Below are 19861 nucleotides of genomic sequence, written 5' to 3' on the forward strand. Positions count from 1 at the left end.
GTACGGACCTTCCTCTCCCGACACGTCCCGCACAGCCGGACAGCCATTGCCGCAATCCGGGACACTCTTCGCATCCTGTGTGCCCGGGGAAAGGACGCGATGCCATGTCGGAGGCTGCATCCAGTCACGTCGCCCTGGCGAAGAGCACAAGGAACAGCGCAACCCCGAGCAGTACCGTGGACGGCACCCTGCTGCCGTCCCTCGCCCCGCTGCTCCACGCCTGGCTGCCCCGGCAGCGGTGGTTCGCCGGCAAGGGGCGGCCGGTCACCGGCTTCTCGCTGGTCTCGGCCACCGAGATGCTGCCGCTGGACGGCACCGCCGGACCGGGCCTGCTCCACCTCCTGGTCCGGGCCCAGCAGCCCGAGCAGTCCGCCCGCCCGGCGGACGACTGCTACCAACTCCTCATCGGTGTACGGGCATCGCTGCCGACCACGCTCGCCGCGGCCCTGATCGGCCGGGTCGAGCACGGGCCGCTGGCCGGGCGGACGGTGTACGACGCGCTGCACGACCCACGGCTGGCGGGCCTTCTGCTGGAACGGTTCCGCCGCCCCGGCACCCTCGGCGCCCTCCGCTTCGAGCGCACCGCCGCGATCCCGGCCGGGCTGGCGCCCCGGGTGCTGGACGCCGAACAGTCCAACTCCTCGCTGGTCTACGGCGATGCGTACATCCTCAAGATCTTCCGCCGGGTCTTCCCCGGCGCCAACCCGGATCTGGAGCTGCCGCTCGCCCTGGCCCGCGAGGGGTGCGAACGCGTCCCCGCCCCCATCGCCTGGTTCGAGGCCCCCGGCCCCGAACCGCTCACCCTCGGCGTGCTCCAGCCCTTCCTGCACGGCGCCCGGGACGGCTGGCAGCTCGCCCTGACCGCGCTCACCGCGGGCCGCGACTTCGTCCCCGAGGCACGGGCGCTGGGCCGGGCCACCGCCGAGGTGCACACCGCGCTCGCCAAGGCGCTGCCCACCCCGGCGCTGCACGGCACCCAGACCCGGCAACTGGTCGCCCGGATGGTCCAGCGCCTGGAGGCCGCCGCCGACGCGGTGCCCGCCCTCGTCCCGTACGTCCCCGCCCTGCGCACCGCGTTCGACGCCGTCACCGCGCTCGGCCACCGGGGCGGCGGCTGGGCGCAGCAGCGGGTCCACGGCGACCTCCACCTCGGCCAGGCGCTCCGCTCCCCCGACGGGTTCTGGTCGCTGATCGACTTCGAGGGCGAACCGGCCCGCCCGCTGGACGAGCGCCGCCGCCCCGCGCCCCCGGTCCGCGACGTGGCGGGGATGCTGCGCTCCTTCGACTACGCGGCCCGCTCGCACCGCCCGTGGAACCCGGAGTGGGCGGCCCGCTGCCGTGCCGCCTACTGCGAGGGGTACGCGCTGGCGTCCGGCACCGATCCGCGCGGTGAGCCGGAGTTGCTGCGCGCACATGAGACCGACAAGGCGGTGTACGAGGTGGTGTACGAGGCCCGGCACCGCCCCGACTGGCTGCCGGTCCCGATGGCCGCCATCCAGCGCCTGGCCCAGTCCGCCGCGGCCTGATCCCGGGCCCCGCCCGCCCGCACCCTCCCCCCTTCCTCCCCCGAACTCCCCGAGGAGGCAGTCCCTGTGACCGCCCGCAAGCCGTCCCGCAAGGCACCCCGCTCCAAGTCCGCAGCCGCCGAAGGCACCACCGCCAAGGCACCTGCCGAGGCCGTGAGCGTGGAGACCGCGCAGCCGCCCGCACCGGCTCCGGCACCCACGCCCGTACCGGCCGCCGCTCCGGCAGCCACTCCGGCTCCTGCTTCCGCTTCCGTGGAGGCCGAGACCACCGCTCCGGCAGCCACCGAGGCCGCCGCCACCGCCAAGCGCTCCCGCCCCCGGCGTACGGACGCCGTCCCCCCGCTCCCCCGGCAGGCCGGTGACGGGAGCGCCCGGCCCGCACCGGCCCTGGACCCCGCCGACCGCGGCCGGCTGCTGGCCGGTGACCACCACGACCCGCACGCCGTGCTCGGCGCCCGTCCGATCCCGGGCGGGGTGCTGGTGCGGGCGCTGCGCCCGTTCGCCCGGTCGGTCACGGTGCTGGCCGAGGGGGTGCGGGCCGAACTGCACGACGACGGCGACGGGTTCTTCTCCGGGGTGCTGCCGGTGAAGGAGGTCCCCGCCTACCGGCTCCGGGTCGCGTACGACGACAACACCATCGAGGTGGACGACCCGTACCGCTTCCTGCCCGCGCTCGGTGAGCTGGATCTGCATCTGATCAGGGAGGGCCGCCACGAGGAGCTGTGGCGGGCACTCGGGTCCGAGCCGATGGTCCACCAGGGGGTGGCCGGGACCCGGTTCACCGTGTGGGCGCCGAACGCGCGCGGGGTCCGGGTGACCGGTGACTTCACCTACTGGGACGGCACGGGCACGCCGATGCGGTCGCTCGGCTCGTCCGGGGTGTGGGAGCTGTTCCTGCCCGGCATCGGGGAGGGCGCGCTCTACAAGTTCGACATCTGCCGCCCGGACGGCTCGCACACGGTCCGGGCCGACCCGATGGCCCGCCGCACCGAGGTCCCGCCCGCGACCGCCTCCATCGTCACCGCCGCGCACCATGAGTGGCGGGATGCGGACTGGATGGCGCACCGGGGCGACCGCCCGGTCCACGAGGCCCCGTTCTCGGTGTACGAGGTCCACCTCGCCTCCTGGCGCCCCGGGCTGACGTATCGTCAACTCGCCGAGCAACTCCCCTCGTACGTCAAGGATCTGGGCTTCACGCATGTGGAGCTGATGCCGGTCTCGGAGCACCCCTTCGGCGGCTCCTGGGGCTACCAGGTCACCGGGTTCTACGCCCCGACCTCCCGGATGGGGACCCCGGACGACTTCCGGTTCCTGGTGGACGCCCTGCACCGGGCGGGCATCGGCGTCATCATGGACTGGGTCCCGGCCCATTTCCCGCGCGACGAATGGGCGTTGGCGGAGTTCGACGGGCGTCCGCTGTACGAGCACGCCGACCCGCAGCGGGCCGCGCACCCGGACTGGGGGACGCTGGAGTTCGACTACGGCCGCACGGAGGTACGTAACTTCCTGGTGGCCAACGCGACTTACTGGTGCGAGGAGTTCCACATCGACGGGCTGCGGGTCGACGCCGTCGCCTCGATGCTCTACCTCGACTACTCCCGCGAGGACGGCCAGTGGTCGCCCAACGAGTTCGGCGGGCGGGAGAACCTGGACGCGGTCGCCTTCCTCCAGGAGATGAACGCCACGGTCTACCGCCGCAACCCGGGCGTCGTCACCATCGCGGAGGAGTCCACCGCCTGGGACGGGGTCACCCGTCCCACCGACAGCGGCGGCCTGGGCTTCGGGCTGAAGTGGAACATGGGGTGGATGCACGACTCGCTGGTCTACATGTCCAAGGAGCCGGTGCACCGCAAGTACCACCACAACGAGATGACGTTCTCGATGGTGTACGCGTACAGCGAGAACTACGTGCTGCCGATCTCGCACGACGAGGTGGTGCACGGCAAGCAGGCGCTGGTGGCGAAGATGCCCGGCGACTGGTGGCAGCAGCGCGCCAACCACCGCGCCTATCTTGGCTTCATGTGGGCCCACCCCGGCAAGCAACTCCTCTTCATGGGCCAGGAGTTCGCCCAGGGCGCCGAGTGGTCCGAGGGCCACGGACCGGACTGGTGGCTGCTGGACCCGACGTACGACGCCTCCGGCGACCACCGGGGCGTACGCACGCTCGTGGGTGATCTGAACGCGGTGTACGGGGCGGTGCCCGCGCTCTGGCAGCGCGACACCGTGCCGGAGGGGTTCAGCTGGGTGGACGGCGGAGCGGCCGAGGACAACGTCTTCGCCTTCCTGCGCTACGACGCCGACGGCTCCCCGCTCCTCGCCGTCTCGCACTTCTCCCCGGTGGTCCGCCACGACTACCGCCTCGGGGTGCCGGAGACCGGGACCGAGGGGTGGGTGGAGGTCCTCAACACCGACGCGGAGCGGTACGGCGGCAGCGGCGTGACGAACGAGGAGCCGCTGAAGGCGGAGGCGGTGCCCGCACACGGCCGCCCGGCCAGCATCTCGCTGACGCTGCCGCCGCTGGCCACGGTCTGGTTCCGGCCCGCCTGAGGCCGGTGGCCGGGCCCGGCGGCCGGACGGCTTGAAGTCCCGGGCCTTGAGCCCCAAGGCCTGGGCCGGACGGCCCTCCGGGGGCCGGAACGGCAAGGACACCCGTACCGGGGGATACGGGTGTCCTTGGGTGGGGGGTGTCGCAGTGGCTTGAAAGGGCCCGTCAGACCTTGGCGGGCTCGGCCGCCTTCTCACGCGGCTCGGGTACGTCGGTGGAGGCCGCGGGGGCGCCGTGGCCGTCGTCCACCAACGTCTTTTCGTCGAACGGGATCCGGCCGGCGAGGACCTGGCCCACCCGCTCCTTGTCGATCTCCTTGGTCCAGTGGCCGACCAGGACCGTGGCGACCGCGTTGCCCGCGAAGTTGGTGAGGGCGCGGGCCTCGCTCATGAAGCGGTCGATGCCGACGATCAGGCCGACGCCGTCGACGAGTTCGGGGCGGTGCGACTGGAGCCCGCCCGCGAGGGTGGCGAGTCCGGCGCCGGTCACGCCCGCCGCCCCCTTCGAGGCGATGATCATGAAGATGAGGAGCGAGATCTGCTCGCTCGCGCTCAGCGGGTCGCCCATCGCGTTGGCGATGAAGAGCGAGGACATCGTGAGGTAGATCGCGGTGCCGTCGAGGTTGAAGGAGTAGCCGGTCGGCACGGTGATGCCGACGACCGGCTTGCTGACCCCCAGGTGCTCCATCTTCGCGATGAGCCGGGGCAGGGCCGACTCGGAGGAGGAGGTGGAGAGGATGAGCAGGAACTCGCGGCCCAGGTACTTCAGCAGCGAGAGCAGGTTCACCCCTGCCACCAGGCGCAGGATCGCGCCCAGCACCACGAAGACGAAGAGCGCGCAGGTGACGTAGAAGCCGATCATGATGATCGCCAGGGACTTCAGGGCGTCGAGCCCGGTCTCCCCGACCACCGCCGCGATGGCACCGAACGCGCCGACCGGGGCGGCCCACATGATCATGGCGAGGATGCGGAAGACGAGCCGCTGGATGTGGGTGATGCCCCGGATGATCGGCTCGCCCGCCGAGCCCATCGCCTGGAGCGCGAAGCCCGCGAGCAGCGCGACCAGCAGGGTCTGGAGCACCTCGCCCGCCGTGAAGGCGGAGACGATCGTGGTCGGGATGATGCCGAGCAGGAAGTCCACCGTGGACTCGCTGGCGCCGGACGCCTGCTTCTCCCCGGCGGCGCGGGCCGCCTCGGTGATGTGGAGGGTGGAGCCGGGCTCCAGGAAGTTGCCGACCAGCAGGCCGATGGCGAGGGCGACGGTCGACATGACGAGGAAGTAGCCGAGCGCCAGCCCGCCGACGGCGCCGACCTTGGCCGCCTTGCGCACCGAGCCGACGCCCAGCACGATCGTGCAGAAGATGATCGGGGAGATCATCATCTTGATCAGGTTCACGAAACCGGCGCCGATGGGCTTCAGCTCGACGGCCACCCCGGGGGCCGCGAAGCCCACCAGGATGCCGAGCGCCACGGCGGCGATCACGGCGATGTACAGGTAGTGGGTGCGGTCCCGTTGTTTGGCTGCCACAGCCATGGTGGGGCTCCTCGGCTCGGTCACGGCTTCTGCCCCGTCCCCGGGGCTTCCCCCGTCGCTGGGGGCTCCCCCGTCCCTGGGGGCTCCGGTGACTATCCACCGCCCTGTGACCCCGGTCACCCTTGCGTTCATATCGTTCACGGGCGCTTTCGAGCCACTGGGGAGCAGAGGTTCCGGCGAGGCAGACTGTGGGGCATGCGCCTCCCCCGTACCCGCCCGCGCAGCCTGGCCGGGCAGCTCTTCGCCATGCAGGTCGTGCTGATCGCCGCCGTGGTGGCCGGGTGCGCGGTCTTCGCGTACGTCTCCGGCTCCTCGCAGGCCGAGCAGACGGCGGCCCGGCAGGTGCGGGCAGCGGCGCTGGCGGTGGCCGATTCCCCCTCCGTACGGGAGGCCATCCGCACCCCGGACCCCTCCGCCGTGCTCCAGCCGTACGCGGAGCAGGTGCGCCGGGACACCGGGATCGCGTTCATCACGATCATGGACACCGACCGGAAGCGGTGGACGCACCCGGACACCGCGCAGATCGGGGAGACCTTCCTCGGCCACACCGAGGAGGCGCTCGCCGGGGCGACCTTCACCGAGACCTACACCGGCACGCTCGGCCCCTCGATACGGGTGGTCACCCCGGTCCGCGACGGCGAGGAGATCATCGGCCTGGTCAGCGCGGGCATCACCGTGGACCGGGTCTCCTCGCAGGTGCGCGAACAGCTCGGCGCCCTCGCGCTGGCGGCGGGCGGGGCACTGGCGCTCGGCGGGATCGGCACGTACGTGATCAACGCCCGGCTGCGGCGCCACACCCACGGGATGAACGCGGCCGAGCTGAGCCGGCTGCACGACTACCACCAGGCCACCCTGCACGCGGTGCGTGAGGGGCTGCTGATGCTGGACGGACAGCGCCGGATCGCGCTCATCAACGACGCGGGGCGGGAGCTGCTGGGGCTCGACCCGGAGACGGAGGCGGTCGGCCGGACCGTGGCGGAGCTGAATCTGCCCGCGCCGCTGACCGGGGCGCTGCTGGCGTCGGAGGCGCGCGTCGACGAGCTGCACCTGACGGCGGAGCGGGTGGTCGTGGTCAACACCCGTCCGGTGGTGGGCGGGGAGCGCCGGGGCACGGTGGTGACCCTGCGGGACCACACGGAGCTCCAGGCGCTCACCGGTGAGCTGGACTCCGAGCGCGGTTTCACCCAGGCGCTGCGCTCGCAGGCCCACGAGGCGGCGAACCGGCTGCACACGGTGGTGTCGCTGATCGAGCTGGGGCGGGTGGAGGAGGCGGTGGAGTTCGCGACGGCCGAACTGGAGCTGGCCCAGGTGCTGACCGACCGGGTGGTGGGCGCGGTGGAGGAACCGGTGCTCGCCGCGCTGCTGCTGGGCAAGGCGGCCCAGGCCAATGAGCGGGGCGTCGAGTTGGAGCTGGCCGAGGACAGCCTGATCGACGACGGGGCGCTGCCGCCGTCGCTGGCCCAGCGGGATCTGGTGACGATCCTCGGCAATCTCATCGACAACGCGGTGGAGGCGGCCTCGGAGGGGTCGGAGGACGTGGAAGGCGTCCCCGGAACCCCGGAGGCCGCCGTGCCGGTGCAGCGTACGGCTCCGCAGGGGGCAGCCGGGCGGGCCCGGGTCACCGTGACCGCGCTCGCCGACGACCGGGAGCTGCTGCTGCGGGTCTCGGACACCGGGGCGGGCATCGGCCCCGAGGAGGCGGACGAGGTGTTCCGGCGCGGCTGGTCGACGCACGGGGCGGGGCGCGGGCTGGGCCTGGCGCTGGTGCGGCAGGCGGCCCACCGCAACGGCGGGTCGGTGGAGCTGGAGCGGGCGCCGGAGGGCGGGGCGCGGTTCACCGTACGGCTGCCGCTCGGGGACCGTACGGCTCCGGTGCGGACGAAGGAGGTCACGGCATGATCCGGGTGCTGGTGGTCGAGGACGATCCGGTGGCCGCCGACGCGCATCAGCTGTACGTGGAGCGGGTGGCCGGTTTCACCGTGGCCGCCGTGGCCCACACCCGTGCGGAGGCCGTACGGGTGCTGGAGCGCACCCCGGTCGATCTGCTCCTGCTGGACCTGTATCTGCCCGACGGGCACGGGCTCGGGCTGCTCCGGTCGCTGCGGGCCGCCGGGCACGGGGCGGACGTGATCGCGGTGACCTCGGCGCGGGACCTCGCGGTGGTGCGGGAGGGGGTGTCGCTGGGGGTCGTGCAGTACGTGCTGAAGCCGTTCACGTACCCCACGCTGCGGGACCGGCTGGTGCGGTACGCGGAGTTCCGGGGCGCCGCCGGGGAGGCGAGCGGGCAGGAGGAGGTGGACCGGGCGCTGGGCGCGCTGCGGGTCGCCGAGCCGGCCGCCCTGCCGAAGGGGCTCAGCGGGCCGACCCTGGAGGCGGTGACCCGGGTGCTGCGGGAGTCGGCGGAGGGGGTGACGGCGGCGGCCGCCGGGGAGCGGCTCGGGATCTCGCGGATCACCGCGCGCCGTTATCTGGAGCATCTGGTGACCGTGGGGAGCGCGGCGCGCCGTCCGCATTATGGGCAGGTCGGCCGACCGGAACTCCATTACCGCTGGCTGTCCGGCGGCCGCTGATTCCGCAGCCGCCACCCACACGGCAAGCGCTTGCCGTGTGGGCGCACGGTGGTGCTGGGGCGGAGCTACCCGGAGTAAGGAAAGCGCTGGTGGGGCGCTTGTTTGCGTACCGCCCGCCCGGTTCGCGCTAGGAGGTTCGTACGAAGCGTGTTCCGGGCGGGACAGACCGTAGCCAGGGCGTCGGCGGACTTCTACGGTGGGCCCGTGCACCCCACCCCGCCCTTCAACGCCCCCGCCGCGCGCCGACTCCGTGAGGCACTGGGGATGGCTCCCGGACATGTCGCCTACGGTCTCGCCGCGCAGTACGGACTCCGCATACCCGCCGAGACCGTCGTCGCCTGGGAGCGCGGCCTCGCGACCCCCGGCGAACGCGAACTGACCGCCCTGGCCGGCGTCCTCTGGTGTGCCCCGGGCGAACTGCTGGCCGCCGCCTCCACCCTGCGCGAGCACCGGTTGAGCCGGGAGCTGTCGGTGGACGACCTGGCGCGGCAGCTCGGGATGACCGGGGCCTCGTACCTGCGCATGGAGGAGACCGGGCGCTGGAAGGGCAACGAGCGCCAGTCCGCCGCGCTCTGCCGGGCGCTCGGCCTGTCACCGGCCCAGTTCCTCACGGCGACGGGCCGCGACGAGGAGCTGGCCGAGCTGCTGACGAGTGCGGTGACCACCCGCTGGCAGGCGTACGTCCGCCCGGTGGCGAAGATCGTCCCGCTGGAGCGGGCCCGGATCCAGGAGGTCCTGGAGCAGCTGCACGCCGACTACCAGGCCCTGATGGTCTCCACCCTGAGCTGGAGCAGCACGGGCCAGGAACGGTCCGGGTCGACGGGCGACGCGGGACGGGCGTTCCTGGCCCGGGTGGTGGACCAGTTCTGGCGGACGGCCGGGGTGTGAGTTCTCGTACGGAACAGGCCTTGGGCGGCTAGAAGACCGACTCCGCCTCGTCCATCCGGGCCACCGGCACGCGCTTGAGCTGGGTGACCGCGTCCGCGAGCGGGACCATGGCGATGTCGGTGCCGCGCAGGGCGGTCATCCGGCCGAAGTCGCCGCGGTGGACGGCCTCCACGGCGTGCCAGCCGAAGCGGGTGGCGAGGACCCGGTCGTACGCGGTGGGGGTGCCGCCGCGCTGGACATGGCCGAGGATGACCGGCCGGGCCTCCTTGCCGAGCCGGGTCTCCAGCTCGACGGCGAGGCGGTTGCCGATGCCCTGGAAGCGCTCGTGGCCGTACTGGTCGATGGCGCCCTTGGCGTACGGCATGGAGCCCTCGGCCGGGTGCGCGCCCTCGGCCACACAGATGACGGCGAACTTCTTGCCCCGGGCGAACCGTTCCTCGACCATCTTGACCAGGTCGTCGACCTCGAAGGGGCGCTCGGGCAGGCAGATGCCGTGGGCGCCGCCGGCCATCCCGGACTCCAGCGCGATCCAGCCCGCGTGGCGGCCCATGACCTCGACGACCATCACCCGCTGGTGGGACTCGGCGGTCGTCTTGAGGCGGTCTATGGCCTCGGTCGCGACGCCCACGGCGGTGTCGAAGCCGAAGGTCCGGTCGGTGGCGGAGATGTCGTTGTCGATGGTCTTCGGGACGCCGACGACCGGCATGCCCGCGTCGGAGAGCATCCGGGCCGCCGTCAGCGTGCCCTCGCCGCCGATCGGGATGAGCGCGTCGATGCCGTAACGGCGGGACAGCTCCTCGCAGTTCTCGGCGGCCTCGCGCAGCCGGTCGCGCTCCAGGCGGGCCGAGCCGAGGATGGTGCCGCCGCGGGCCAGGATGCCGCTGACCGCGTTGAGGTCGAGGGGGCGGAAGTGGCCGTCGAGCAGCCCCTTGAAGCCGTCCTCGAAGCCGATGACCTCGTCGCCGTGGCCCACGACGGCGCGGTGGACGACCGACCGGATCACTGCGTTCAGGCCGGGGCAGTCGCCGCCCGCGGTGAGAATTCCGATGCGCATCGAGGTGTGTCTCCTGCTCGCTAGTCGCGCTTTTCCGGGAGGCCGACCGGGGCGGCCTCCGTGCCCTGAACCAATTCGATTGTTTCACGCCCGGCACGCGCCCCGCGCTTTCGGCCGGGCGGGGCGGACACGTCGGGAGCGGGTAGGAGGGATCCCGGAGGCGGAAACTCCGGCGGGCGACATAGCGGCCCGCGCAGGTATCGTCAAGAGTCAATGCAGGCCAATGCCGCATCCCTCGGGGCGCCGGGGACAGCGCGGGGAGACCCCCCGCCTCCCGGACCTCGGGTGCGGCAGCGCACAACGACGGGAGAGCACGCGTGGCGCGGAGCGTGTACGTGACCGGGATCGACCGGGGGGACGGCCGGCAGGTCGTCGAGCTGGGAGTCATGGAGCTTCTGACGCGTCAGGTGGACCGGGTCGGGGTCTTCCGCCCGCTGGTCCACGACGGTCCCGACCGGCTCTACGAATTGCTGCGGGCGCGCTACCGGCTCTCCCAGAGCCCCGCGACGGTCTACGGCCTGGACTACCACGAGGCCTCCACCGTGCAGGCCGAGAAGGGCACCGACGAGCTGGTCTCGCTGCTGGTCGACCGGTTCCACCAGGTGGCCCGGGAGTACGAGGTGGTGCTCGTCCTCGGCAGCGACTTCGCCGCCACCCAGCTCCCGGACGAGCTGGCGCTCAACGCCCGTCTGGCCAACGAGTTCGGCGCCTCGGTGATCGCGGTCGTCGGGGGCAAGGGCCAGACGGCGGAGTCCGTGCGCGCCGAGACCCGCAACGCCTACCGCGCCTACGCGGGCCTGGGCTGCGACGTGCTGGCGATGGTGGTGAACCGGGTCGCCCCGGAGGACCGGGCGGCGATAGCCGAGCGGCTGGCGGCCCGGCTGCCGGTGCCCGTCTCCGTGCTGCCGGACGACCCGGCGCTCTCCGCCCCGACGGTCGCCCAGGTCACCGCCGCGCTGAACGGCACGGTGCTGCTCGGGGACGACTCGGGGCTGGCGCGCGACGCGCTGGACTTCGTCTTCGGCGGGGCGATGCTGCCGAACCTGCTGAACGCGCTGACGCCCGGCTGCATGGTGGTGACGCCCGGGGACCGGGCCGACCTGGTGGTGGGGTCGCTGGCCGCGCACAGCGCCGGGACGCCGCCCATCGCGGGCGTCCTGCTGACCCTGAACGAGCGCCCCGGCGAGGAGATACTCACGCTGGCCGCCCGGCTCGCACCGGGGACCCCGGTCGTCTCGGTGGCCGGCGGCTCCTTCCCCACCGCGGCCGAACTCTTCACCCTGGAAGGGAAGTTGAACGCGGCGACGCCCCGTAAGGCCGAGACCGCGCTCGGCCTCTTCGAGCGCCACGTGGACACCGGCGCCCTCCTGGAGCGGATCTCGGTGGCCCGCAGCGGACGGGTCACGCCGATGATGTTCGAGCACGAGCTGCTGGAGCAGGCCCGCTCCGACCGCAAGCGCGTGGTGCTGCCCGAGGGCACCGAGGAGCGGGTGCTGCGCGCGGCCGACGTGCTGCTGCGCCGGGACGTCTGCGACCTCACCCTGCTCGGCGATGTGGACACGATCCGCAAGAAGGCCGCCGACCTCGGCATCGACCTCGCCGAGACCCAGATCATCGACCCGCAGACCTCCGAGCTGCGCCAGGTGTTCGCGGAGCGGTATGCACAGCTCCGCGCGCACCGCGGAGTGACGGTGGAACTCGCGTACGACGTGGTGGCGGACGTCAACTACTTCGGCACGCTGATGGTGCAGGAGGGGCTGGCCGACGGGATGGTCTCCGGCTCGGTCCACTCCACCGCAGCCACCATCCGCCCGGCCTTCGAGATCATCAAGACGAAGCCGGACGCTTCGATCGTCTCGTCGGTCTTCTTCATGTGCCTGGCCGACAAGGTCCTCGTGTACGGCGACTGCGCGGTCAACCCGGACCCGAACGCCGAGCAGCTCGCGGACATCGCGGTGCAGTCGGCGGTGACGGCGGCCCGCTTCGGCGTCGAGCCCCGGATCGCGATGCTCTCGTACTCCACCGGCACCTCCGGCTCCGGCGCCGACGTCGACAAGGTGCGCGAGGCGACCGAGCGCGTACGGGCCTCGCGGCCGGAGCTGCGGGTGGAGGGCCCGATCCAGTACGACGCGGCCGTCGAGCCGACCGTGGCGGCGACCAAGCTGCCGGACTCCGAGGTGGCCGGGCAGGCGACGGTCCTGATCTTCCCGGACCTCAACACCGGCAACAACACCTACAAGGCCGTGCAGCGCTCGGCGGGCGCGGTGGCGGTCGGCCCGGTGCTCCAGGGTCTGCGCAAGCCCGTCAACGACCTCTCCCGGGGCGCGCTCGTCCAGGACATCGTCAACACGGTGGCCATCACGGCGATCCAGGCGCAGGGCGAGGAGCGCCCCGCATGACGACCCCCGCCTCCGCCCCCGATCACGAAAGCACGGCAGCCCCTGTGGAACCGCACCGCGTCCTCGTCCTCAACTCCGGCTCCTCCTCGGTGAAGTACCAGCTCCTCGACATGCGCGACCGCTCGCGCCTCGCCTCCGGGCTGGTGGAGCGGATCGGTGAGGAGACCTCCCGCCTGGTGCACACCCCGCTGACCGGCGGCGTCGAGCCCCGGGAGCGTACGGGCCGGATGGCCGACCACGACGCGGCGCTCAAGGCGGCGGCCGAGGAGCTGACGGCCGACGGGCTCGGCCTGGACTCCCCCGAACTCGCCGCGATCGGCCACCGGGTGGTCCACGGCGGGCTACGGTTCACCGCGCCGACCGTGATCACCGACGAGGTGCTGAAGGAGATCGAGCGCCTGGTCCCGGTGGCGCCGCTGCACAACCCGGCCAACATCACCGGTATCCGTACGGCGCAGGCGCTGCGCCCGGATCTGCCGCAGGTGGCGGTCTTCGACACGGCGTTCCACACGACGATGCCGGAGGCGGCCGCCCGGTACGCGATCGACGTGGAGACCGCCGACGCGCACCGCATCCGCCGCTACGGCTTCCACGGCACCTCGCACGCGTACGTCTCCCGCAAGACGGCCGAGCTGCTGGGGAAGGCGCCCGAGGACGTCAACGTCATCGTGCTGCACCTGGGCAACGGGGCCTCCGCCTCGGCGGTCGCGGGCGGGCGGTGCGTGGAGACCTCCATGGGGCTGACGCCCTTGGAAGGGCTCGTGATGGGTACGCGCTCCGGGGACATCGACCCGGCGGTCACCTTCCACCTGAAGCGGGTGGCGGGCATGTCGGCGGACGAGATCGACGTCCTGCTGAACAAGCGGAGCGGGCTGGTCGGGCTCTGCGGCGACAACGACATGCGGGAGATCCGCCGCCGGATCGACGAGGGCGACGAGCAGGCCGCGCTCGCCTTCGACATCTACATCCACCGGCTGAAGAAGTACATCGGCGCGTACGCGGCGGTACTCGGCCGGGTGGACGCGGTGGCGTTCACGGCGGGGGTCGGGGAGAACTCGGCCCCGGTGCGGGAGGCTGCCATCGCGGGTCTGGAGGAGTTCGGTCTCGCGGTGGACGCCGGGCTCAACGCCCAACGGTCCGGTGAGCCGCGGCTGATCTCGCCGGAGTACGCACGGGTGGCGGTCGCCGTGGTGCCGACGGACGAGGAGCTGGAGATCGCCGACCAGGCGTTCGCGCTCGTCGCCCCGGACACCGTACAGGTCGACAACTGAGCGCCCCCGCGCCCCTTTGTATCTTCCACCAGACGGAATATTCCGCAGCGAAACAAACCGATAGGATCCGCCTCATGCGCCGTTCCAAAATCGTCTGTACCCTCGGTCCCGCCGTCGACTCCCATGAGCAGCTCGTCGCTCTGATCGAGGCCGGCATGAGCGTGGCCCGTTTCAACTTCAGCCACGGCTCCCACGAGGAACACCAGGGCCGTTACGACCGTGTCCGCAAGGCGGCCGCCGAGACCGGCCGCGCGGTGGGCGTGCTCGCCGACCTCCAGGGCCCCAAGATCCGGCTGGCGAAGTTCGCCGAGGGCCCGGTCGAGCTGGTCCGCGGGGACGAGTTCACCATCACCTCCGAGGACGTCCCCGGCGACAAGTCGATCTGCGGCACCACCTACAAGGGGCTGCCCGGCGATGTCGTCAAGGGCGACCCGATCCTGATCAACGACGGCAACGTCGAGCTGAAGGTCGTCGCGGTCGAGGGCCCCCGGGTGAAGACCATCGTCATCGAGGGCGGGGTCATCTCCGACCACAAGGGCATCAACCTGCCCGGCGCGGCGGTCAACGTCCCGGCCCTCTCCGAGAAGGACGTCGAGGACCTGCGCTTCGCCCTGCGGATGGGCTGCGACCTGGTCGCCCTCTCCTTCGTCCGGGACGCGAACGACGTCAAGGACGTGCACAAGGTGATGGACGAGGAGGGCCGCCGGGTCCCCGTCATCGCCAAGGTGGAGAAGCCGCAGGCGGTCGAGCACATGGAGGGCGTCGTCATGGCGTTCGACGGTGTGATGGTGGCCCGTGGCGACCTGGCGGTGGAGTACCCGCTGGAGAAGGTCCCGATGGTGCAGAAGCGCCTCATCGAGCTGTGCCGCCGCAACGCCAAGCCGGTGATCGTAGCGACCCAGATGATGGAGTCGATGATCACCAACTCGCGGCCCACCCGCGCCGAGGCGTCCGACGTCGCCAACGCGATCCTGGACGGCGCGGACGCGGTCATGCTCTCGGCCGAGTCGTCCGTGGGCGCGTACCCGATCGAGACGGTCAAGACGATGTCGAAGATCGTCGTCGCCGCCGAGGAGGAGCTGCTCTCCAAGGGCCTCCAGCCGCTGGTCCAGGGCAAGAAGCCCCGTACGCAGGGCGGTTCGGTGGCCCGTGCCGCCTGCGAGATCGCGGACTTCCTCAACGGCAAGGCCCTGGTCGCCTTCACCCAGTCCGGCGACACCGCCCGCCGCCTCTCCCGCTACCGGGTGGCCCAGCCGATCCTGGCCTTCACCACGGACGAGAACACCCGCAACCAGCTCGCCCTGAGCTGGGGCGTCGAGTCGTACGTCGTCCCGCACGTGGACAACACCGACGCGATGGTCGACCTGGTCGACGCGGAGCTGCTGAAGCTGAACCGCTACAACACCGGCGACACGATGGTCATCACCGCCGGCTCGCCTCCCGGCATCCCCGGCACCACGAACATGGTCCGGGTCCACCACCTGGGCGGCGGCGAGGGCTAGTTCCCCGCCCTCTGTTCCGTACGACCGTGGGCCGTATCCCTGGTGAGGGGTACGGCCCACGGCTCTGTGCGGCTCCCGGACGGGATCGGGGGTGGTGGTGGCGCTAACTTCGGCCCGGTTCCAGGTAGTTCTCCAGGCCCGGGACCGTGAGCGAGCCGCCGAACTGGCCGGCCTGGACCACCTTGACCTTGGTGAAGAAGGCGAAGGGGACGTTCAGCGGGGGCGGGGTCTGCGGGTTGAAGGTGATCGGGATGAGGCCGAAGAGGTTGCCCTTCAGCTCCTCCGTGTACATCGTCACCGTGCCGTTGCGGATGGTCGACGTGGAGCCGGGGCGCGACTTCACGTGGCCCGTGGTGCCCGCCGGGCCGACGGTGAGCTGGTGGAGGTCCTTGATGTCGATGGAGCCGGCGGTGAACTTCAGCACCTTCTTGATGGAACCGTCCGCCTTCTTCACCTCGACGATGCCCTTGTAGTCCAGGCCGTTGAGGGTGAGCAGCGTGGACTCCAGGACCCATGGGTCGGCCGGGAGCAGCGGGATGCCGGGCTCCAGGGACGCGGCGGCGAGCGCCTCCGGGTCGGGTACGGGGCAGGGGAAGCGGGGCTTGGCGCCGTCCGGGATGTCCTCGTCCTTCCTGGGGTCGAGTCCCTTGGCGTCCTCGGGCAGTTCCTCGACGCTCCGGCCCGCCTTCTCGGCCGCCTCGCGGATGGCGTCGGCGGTCTCTCCGGCCGCGTCCTTGGCCGGGGGCTTGTCAGGAGTCTTCTCCGGGGTCTTCCCGTCGCTCTTCGGCTTGTCCGCCGGCTTCGGGGACTCCGCCGTGGGGCTCGGGGAGGGGCTCGCGGGCGGAGCGGGCTCCTCCTCGAGCTTCTCCTCCGCCTTGTCCTTGTTCGGGTTGAACAGGTCCCTGAGGGCGTCGCCCAGGCCCAGCGGGTCGAGCGGGTTCTTCGACTTGGTGGGCGTCGGGGTGGGGCTCGGCTCCTCGGCGGGCTTCTGCGCGTCGGGCTTCTGTGCCGTGTCGGGCTTCTGCTCGTCCGGCTTCCCGGCGGCCGGGTCCTCGGTGGCCGGGGCGGTCCGGGTGGGCTCCGGGGTGGCGCCGTCGTCCTGGCCCGGCTTCCCGCCCCCGTCAGGCCCGTCCGTGGGCGTCGCCGACGGGGTCGGGGAGGCGGAGGGGCTGGGGGACTCGGAGGCCTCCGGCTCGTCGGACCGGGTGACGCAGGGGCCCGGGGCGAAGGGGATGTCGGGGTTGCCGTCGGCCATGGCGAGCTTGGGCGTGAGGCCCATGCCCACGAAGACGGCGGTCGGCATCGCGGCGAGCGCGAGCGCCTTCTTGCCGTTCGGCATGTGCAACTTGGTCAGCAGCGACTTCTTGGGAGCCGCGTGACGGGGCCCTCGGCGGACCGGGAGGCCATCGTCCGCGTACGCCTTCGACTGCTGTTGCTCGTCACCCCGCACGGTGTGTCCCTCCGTCGTGGCCTGAGGCCGCGTCGTGGTCACCCACCTGCTGCTGCGGAACGGTCGCGCCGTGCAGGACGGACTCGGCCGGCATGTTCTCCGGGTGCCGCTCAGCCGTCGGGAGAGGGTCGGAGGCGTCCTGCGGGGTCTCCTCGTCGGCCTTCGGCTCGCCCGGCGCCCAGGAAACGGACAGGGCTCCGCCGACGAGCGCGAAAAGGAATCCGATCAGGAAGCCGCCGATGTTGGCGACGGGCAGGGAGATCAGCGCGAGAAGGATCGCCGCGACACCCGCGAAGACCCGGACGATGCTGTGGAACCACATCGTCAGGCCCAGCGTGATCAACAGGACGCCGATGATGAGGGATCCGGCGCCGGCGGTGGTGGACATCGCCAGCGTCATATTGCCGAGCTGGAGATCGGCGTACGGGAAGTAGGCGATGGGCATACCGCCCAGCATGGTGAACAGACCCGCCCAGAACGGCCGGTTACCCCGCCAGGTGCGGAATCCCCGCCGGTAGGCGGTGAGGTTGTGCTCGTTCTGCCCTGTGGACTCGGGGCTCATGGAAAACAGCTCCCTGGAACCGGTACTGCCGTGAGAGGAGGAGAGGGTGGCCGGACCCGCCGGGGCTCGTCCGGCCACCCGGGCGGGTGCTAGAAGCACTCCTTCTTGTCGCCCGTGTGCAGCCTCAGCTTCAGGTCGCTGAGCTTGAAGGTGCCGGCCGTGGTCGCCCACGCCGTCTGCTCCACGTCCGTCAGGACGGCCTCGTCGGCGCGCTGCGCGAAGCCCTCCTTCTTCGCCTGCGTTCCGGGCTGAATGCCTATGCTCTCCGGGTCGCCTTCCTTCTTCAGCGAGCCGGCCGCGACACCGATGTCGATGTTCTTGAACTCGGCGTCCGCGTCGAGCTGCGAGACGTCCAGGTAGAGGTTGGTGGCCACGACCGGCCGCTTGGGCTTCGTCCCGGCCGTCAGCTCAAGGCTGACGTTGCCGAGGACGGGCACCTTCGGCGTGACCACCGACTGGCACATGTTGGTGATCTCTGCATAGCTGAAGCCCGACACCGCGACCGCGTGCGTCGCGTCCTTGCCCTCAAGGTCCTTGCCGACAGCGACGCTGCCGTACTGGACGAAGTTCCTGCCCTCCAGCCGGTCAGTGCTGACCTTGAACTCCTGGCCGGACACGCTGAAGGACGCGGCCAGGGCGCCCTGGGCAAGGCCGACACCGACCGCCGCCGTCGCGACGACGCTCGGCACCATGACCAGAGCGAAACGCTTCCATCTCGTCCCACCGCGAACCTGGGAACTCATAACTTGCTCCTTCTTCTCGGACGTACATCTCCGGTCGGGTGCGAGACCCGTCCTGGGATGGGAGAAGTGCTACGTCCTCGGGAAGGAGAGCGCCCGCGGACGGAGACGTGCACCGCATCCGCCGCACCGGCGTTCACCCCCGAGCGACAACCACCGGCCGCACGGTGTGCGCGGCCGGTCGGACAGGCCCCGCCTGTCGGCGGGAACCCCCCTGTCCACGGCCGGCGCCACTGCCGCCGGCCCACTCGGTGGGGACCCAAAAGACCCTCCCGCACCGGCTGGGGACCGGACCGGAGGTATGGGACCGAGCGTGGCCGATCGTGGTGCATTCGGGGCCGCCGCACAAGGGGGGTCGTTACTTGTCAGTAACGGCCCGATAACCGAGCCGCGACCGGGCGACACATCGCGGCCACACAGGGTGGAACGAAAGGGACATCCAAATGACTGGAAACTCCCTGGAACCGGGACAGAGCCGCCACCTTGACTTACTCCGAGTAACAGCACGTTGCTTTGTTAAGATTTGGCAAAGCGACGGCAACTCTTGGCGTCCGGACGTCAAAACGGCCGCAATACCCGAAGGGCATCACGGCCGTCTTGTCACATCGGAACAATGGGGAGAATCAGCTCCCGGTCAGAACAGGACGCGCGCCAGCGCGGTACGGGCCGCGGTGACCCGGGGGTCCTCCGGGCCGATCACCTCGAACAGCTCCAGCAGCCGCAGCCGGGCGGTGTTCCGCTCGTCGCCCGTGGTGCGGCGGACCGCCTCGACGAGCCGGCCGAAGGCGTCCTCGACATGACCGCCCACCAGATCCAGGTCGGCGGCGGCGATCTGGGCGTTCACATCGTCCGGCTTCTCCGCCGCCTCCTTGCGGACGGCGGCCGGATCCATGCTCTGCACCCTGCCGAGCAGCTCCGCCTGGGCCAGGCCGAGCTTGGCCTCCGGGTTGCCCGGGTCGTCGGTGAGCACGTTCTTGTACGCCTGCACGGCGCCGCCGAAGTCATTGGCGTCGAGCGCGGAGGCGGCGGCCTCCAGCAGGGCGTCGTACGGACCGGCCGGCACCTCGGCCGGGACGGCGTCCGCCGGGGCGTCCGGGTCGACGGTGATCCCGGTGAGGCCGAAGCGCTGCTCACCGACCTGGATCAGCTGGTCCAGCGTCTCGCGGATCTGGGCCTCGGGGGCCGCGCCCTGGAAGAGCGGGAGGGCCTGCCCGGCGACCACGGCGAAGACGGCCGGGATGCCCTGGATGCCGAACTGCTGCATCAGCATCTGGTTGGCGTCGACGTCGACCTTGGCCAGCAGGAAACGGCCGTTGTACTCGACGGCCAGGCGCTCCAGCAGGGGGCCCAGCTGCTTGCACGGCTCGCACCACTCGGCCCAGAAGTCGATGACGACCGGGACCTCGGCCGAGCGCTGGAGGACATCGCGCTCGAAGCCTGCTTCATCGACGTCGATCACCAGGGCGGCGGGCGTCACGGCACCGGTGCCCCCCGTGCGGGCGGCCTGTGCACGGGCCTGCTCCGCCTTGGCCTTGGCCTCGCCGGCCGCCTTGACAGCGGCGAGGTCGACGACGCCGCTCATGGACATGTTCCTAGGCTGCATACGTACATCCTCCCCCCTGAGCACACCGTTCCGGAAAGCGATACGGGAACCGGGCCCGTCCGCGACACCGGCCGGCGTGCCGGGCGGGCGGGCGGAGACGGTTCCCGGGGTCCCGAAGAACCCCTGCGGGGCTCCGGAAAGCCCCGGCCCCGTACGTACGGACTCCGATCGGAGTCCGGTGGACCCCAGCGGATCCGGAGGCCCCGGGCCGGGCCCTC

Annotated in this window: 14 protein-coding genes; 8 read left to right on the plus strand and 6 right to left on the minus strand. The window is 71.7% G+C overall.

What is annotated here, in order from left to right:
* Positions 1 to 104: 104 nt before the first annotated feature.
* Together DJ476_RS09010 and glgB are read left to right on the plus strand one after the other, a co-directional pair.
* Positions 105 to 1526, plus strand: coding sequence for a maltokinase N-terminal cap-like domain-containing protein (locus DJ476_RS09010; protein WP_103417358.1), 1422 nt, complete (start codon positions 105 to 107; stop codon positions 1524 to 1526).
* Positions 1527 to 1592: 66 nt separating this feature from the next.
* The gene (gene glgB, locus DJ476_RS09015; protein WP_112490259.1) at positions 1593 to 4073 is read left to right on the plus strand and encodes a 1,4-alpha-glucan branching enzyme; all 2481 of its coding nucleotides are present in this window, start codon (positions 1593 to 1595) and stop codon (positions 4071 to 4073) included.
* Between the two features lie 163 nt (positions 4074 to 4236).
* On the opposite strand, the gene DJ476_RS09020 is transcribed toward glgB, so the two are convergent.
* The gene (locus tag DJ476_RS09020; protein ID WP_112490260.1) at positions 4237 to 5604 is read right to left on the minus strand and encodes a cation:dicarboxylate symporter family transporter; all 1368 of its coding nucleotides are present in this window, start codon (positions 5602 to 5604) and stop codon (positions 4237 to 4239) included.
* A 195-nt stretch (positions 5605 to 5799) separates the two neighbouring features.
* Between DJ476_RS09020 and DJ476_RS09025 the strand changes: the two genes are divergently transcribed.
* The 3 genes from DJ476_RS09025 (at position 5800) to DJ476_RS09035 (ending at position 9062) form a co-directional block, all read left to right on the plus strand.
* On the plus strand, positions 5800 to 7503 hold the full coding sequence (locus DJ476_RS09025; RefSeq protein WP_112490261.1) for a sensor histidine kinase: 1704 nt from the start codon (positions 5800 to 5802) through the stop codon (positions 7501 to 7503).
* A complete protein-coding gene (locus tag DJ476_RS09030; RefSeq protein ID WP_112490262.1) occupies positions 7500 to 8174 on the plus strand; it encodes a response regulator in 675 nt (224 codons plus the stop codon). The genes DJ476_RS09025 and DJ476_RS09030 overlap by 4 nt, the downstream gene beginning before the upstream one ends.
* A 264-nt stretch (positions 8175 to 8438) precedes the next feature.
* Complete coding sequence (locus DJ476_RS09035) at positions 8439 to 9062, plus strand: helix-turn-helix domain-containing protein (RefSeq protein ID WP_019764915.1); 624 nt, start codon at positions 8439 to 8441, stop codon at positions 9060 to 9062.
* A gap of 28 nt (positions 9063 to 9090) precedes the next feature.
* Here DJ476_RS09035 and DJ476_RS09040 read toward each other — a convergent pair whose 3' ends face one another.
* Positions 9091 to 10116 carry an ATP-dependent 6-phosphofructokinase gene (locus DJ476_RS09040; protein ID WP_103417363.1) on the minus strand — a complete coding sequence of 342 codons (1026 nt, stop codon included), beginning with the start codon at positions 10114 to 10116 and terminating at the stop codon, positions 9091 to 9093.
* A 317-nt stretch (positions 10117 to 10433) separates the two neighbouring features.
* On the opposite strand from DJ476_RS09040, the gene pta reads away from it, so the two are divergent.
* The 3 genes from pta to pyk all read left to right on the plus strand — a co-directional run bounded on the left by pta (position 10434) and on the right by pyk (position 15288).
* Positions 10434 to 12515: a phosphate acetyltransferase gene (gene pta, locus DJ476_RS09045; RefSeq protein WP_112490263.1), complete on the plus strand. Its 2082-nt coding sequence runs from the start codon at positions 10434 to 10436 to the stop codon at positions 12513 to 12515.
* Positions 12512 to 13786: an acetate kinase gene (locus tag DJ476_RS09050; RefSeq protein WP_112490264.1), complete on the plus strand. Its 1275-nt coding sequence runs from the start codon at positions 12512 to 12514 to the stop codon at positions 13784 to 13786. Before pta ends, DJ476_RS09050 begins: the two co-directional genes overlap by 4 nt.
* A 74-nt stretch (positions 13787 to 13860) precedes the next feature.
* On the plus strand, positions 13861 to 15288 hold the full coding sequence (gene pyk, locus DJ476_RS09055) for a pyruvate kinase (protein ID WP_070202261.1): 1428 nt from the start codon (positions 13861 to 13863) through the stop codon (positions 15286 to 15288).
* A 103-nt stretch (positions 15289 to 15391) separates the two neighbouring features.
* Here the strand turns inward: pyk and DJ476_RS09060 are convergent, their stop codons facing one another.
* The 4 genes from DJ476_RS09060 to DJ476_RS09080 all read right to left on the minus strand — a co-directional run bounded on the left by DJ476_RS09060 (position 15392) and on the right by DJ476_RS09080 (position 19643).
* Positions 15392 to 16738 carry a hypothetical protein gene (locus DJ476_RS09060; RefSeq protein ID WP_112490265.1) on the minus strand — a complete coding sequence of 449 codons (1347 nt, stop codon included), beginning with the start codon at positions 16736 to 16738 and terminating at the stop codon, positions 15392 to 15394.
* Entirely contained in the window at positions 16728 to 17300 is a 573-nt protein-coding gene (locus DJ476_RS09065; protein WP_103417367.1) for a DUF6114 domain-containing protein, read from the minus strand. The genes DJ476_RS09060 and DJ476_RS09065 overlap by 11 nt, the downstream gene beginning before the upstream one ends.
* Positions 17301 to 17389: 89 nt before the next feature.
* Positions 17390 to 18043, minus strand: coding sequence for a DUF6230 family protein (locus tag DJ476_RS09070; protein ID WP_103417368.1), 654 nt, complete (start codon positions 18041 to 18043; stop codon positions 17390 to 17392).
* Positions 18044 to 18674: 631 nt separating this feature from the next.
* The gene (locus DJ476_RS09080; RefSeq protein ID WP_112490266.1) at positions 18675 to 19643 is read right to left on the minus strand and encodes a tetratricopeptide repeat protein; all 969 of its coding nucleotides are present in this window, start codon (positions 19641 to 19643) and stop codon (positions 18675 to 18677) included.
* Positions 19644 to 19861: the final 218 nt, after the last annotated feature.

This window comes from Streptomyces bacillaris, from assembly GCF_003268675.1.
GTDB classification, from domain to species: Bacteria; Actinomycetota; Actinomycetes; order Streptomycetales; family Streptomycetaceae; genus Streptomyces; species Streptomyces bacillaris.

What these genes read in the sequence shown, in the direction of transcription:
- DJ476_RS09010 (WP_103417358.1), top strand. Translation starts at nt 105, where the DNA reads ATGTCGGAGGCTGCATCCAGTCACGTCGCCCTGGCGAAGAGCACAAGG.
- DJ476_RS09020 (WP_112490260.1), bottom strand. Translation starts at nt 5,604, where the DNA reads ATGGCTGTGGCAGCCAAACAACGGGACCGCACCCACTACCTGTACATC.
- DJ476_RS09025 (WP_112490261.1), top strand. Translation starts at nt 5,800, where the DNA reads ATGCGCCTCCCCCGTACCCGCCCGCGCAGCCTGGCCGGGCAGCTCTTC.
- DJ476_RS09030 (WP_112490262.1), top strand. Translation starts at nt 7,500, where the DNA reads ATGATCCGGGTGCTGGTGGTCGAGGACGATCCGGTGGCCGCCGACGCG.
- DJ476_RS09035 (WP_019764915.1), top strand. Translation starts at nt 8,439, where the DNA reads ATGGCTCCCGGACATGTCGCCTACGGTCTCGCCGCGCAGTACGGACTC.
- DJ476_RS09040 (WP_103417363.1), bottom strand. Translation starts at nt 10,116, where the DNA reads ATGCGCATCGGAATTCTCACCGCGGGCGGCGACTGCCCCGGCCTGAAC.
- DJ476_RS09050 (WP_112490264.1), top strand. Translation starts at nt 12,512, where the DNA reads ATGACGACCCCCGCCTCCGCCCCCGATCACGAAAGCACGGCAGCCCCT.
- pyk (WP_070202261.1), top strand. Translation starts at nt 13,861, where the DNA reads ATGCGCCGTTCCAAAATCGTCTGTACCCTCGGTCCCGCCGTCGACTCC.
- DJ476_RS09065 (WP_103417367.1), bottom strand. Translation starts at nt 17,300, where the DNA reads ATGAGCCCCGAGTCCACAGGGCAGAACGAGCACAACCTCACCGCCTAC.
- DJ476_RS09070 (WP_103417368.1), bottom strand. Translation starts at nt 18,043, where the DNA reads ATGAGTTCCCAGGTTCGCGGTGGGACGAGATGGAAGCGTTTCGCTCTG.
- DJ476_RS09080 (WP_112490266.1), bottom strand. Translation starts at nt 19,643, where the DNA reads ATGCAGCCTAGGAACATGTCCATGAGCGGCGTCGTCGACCTCGCCGCT.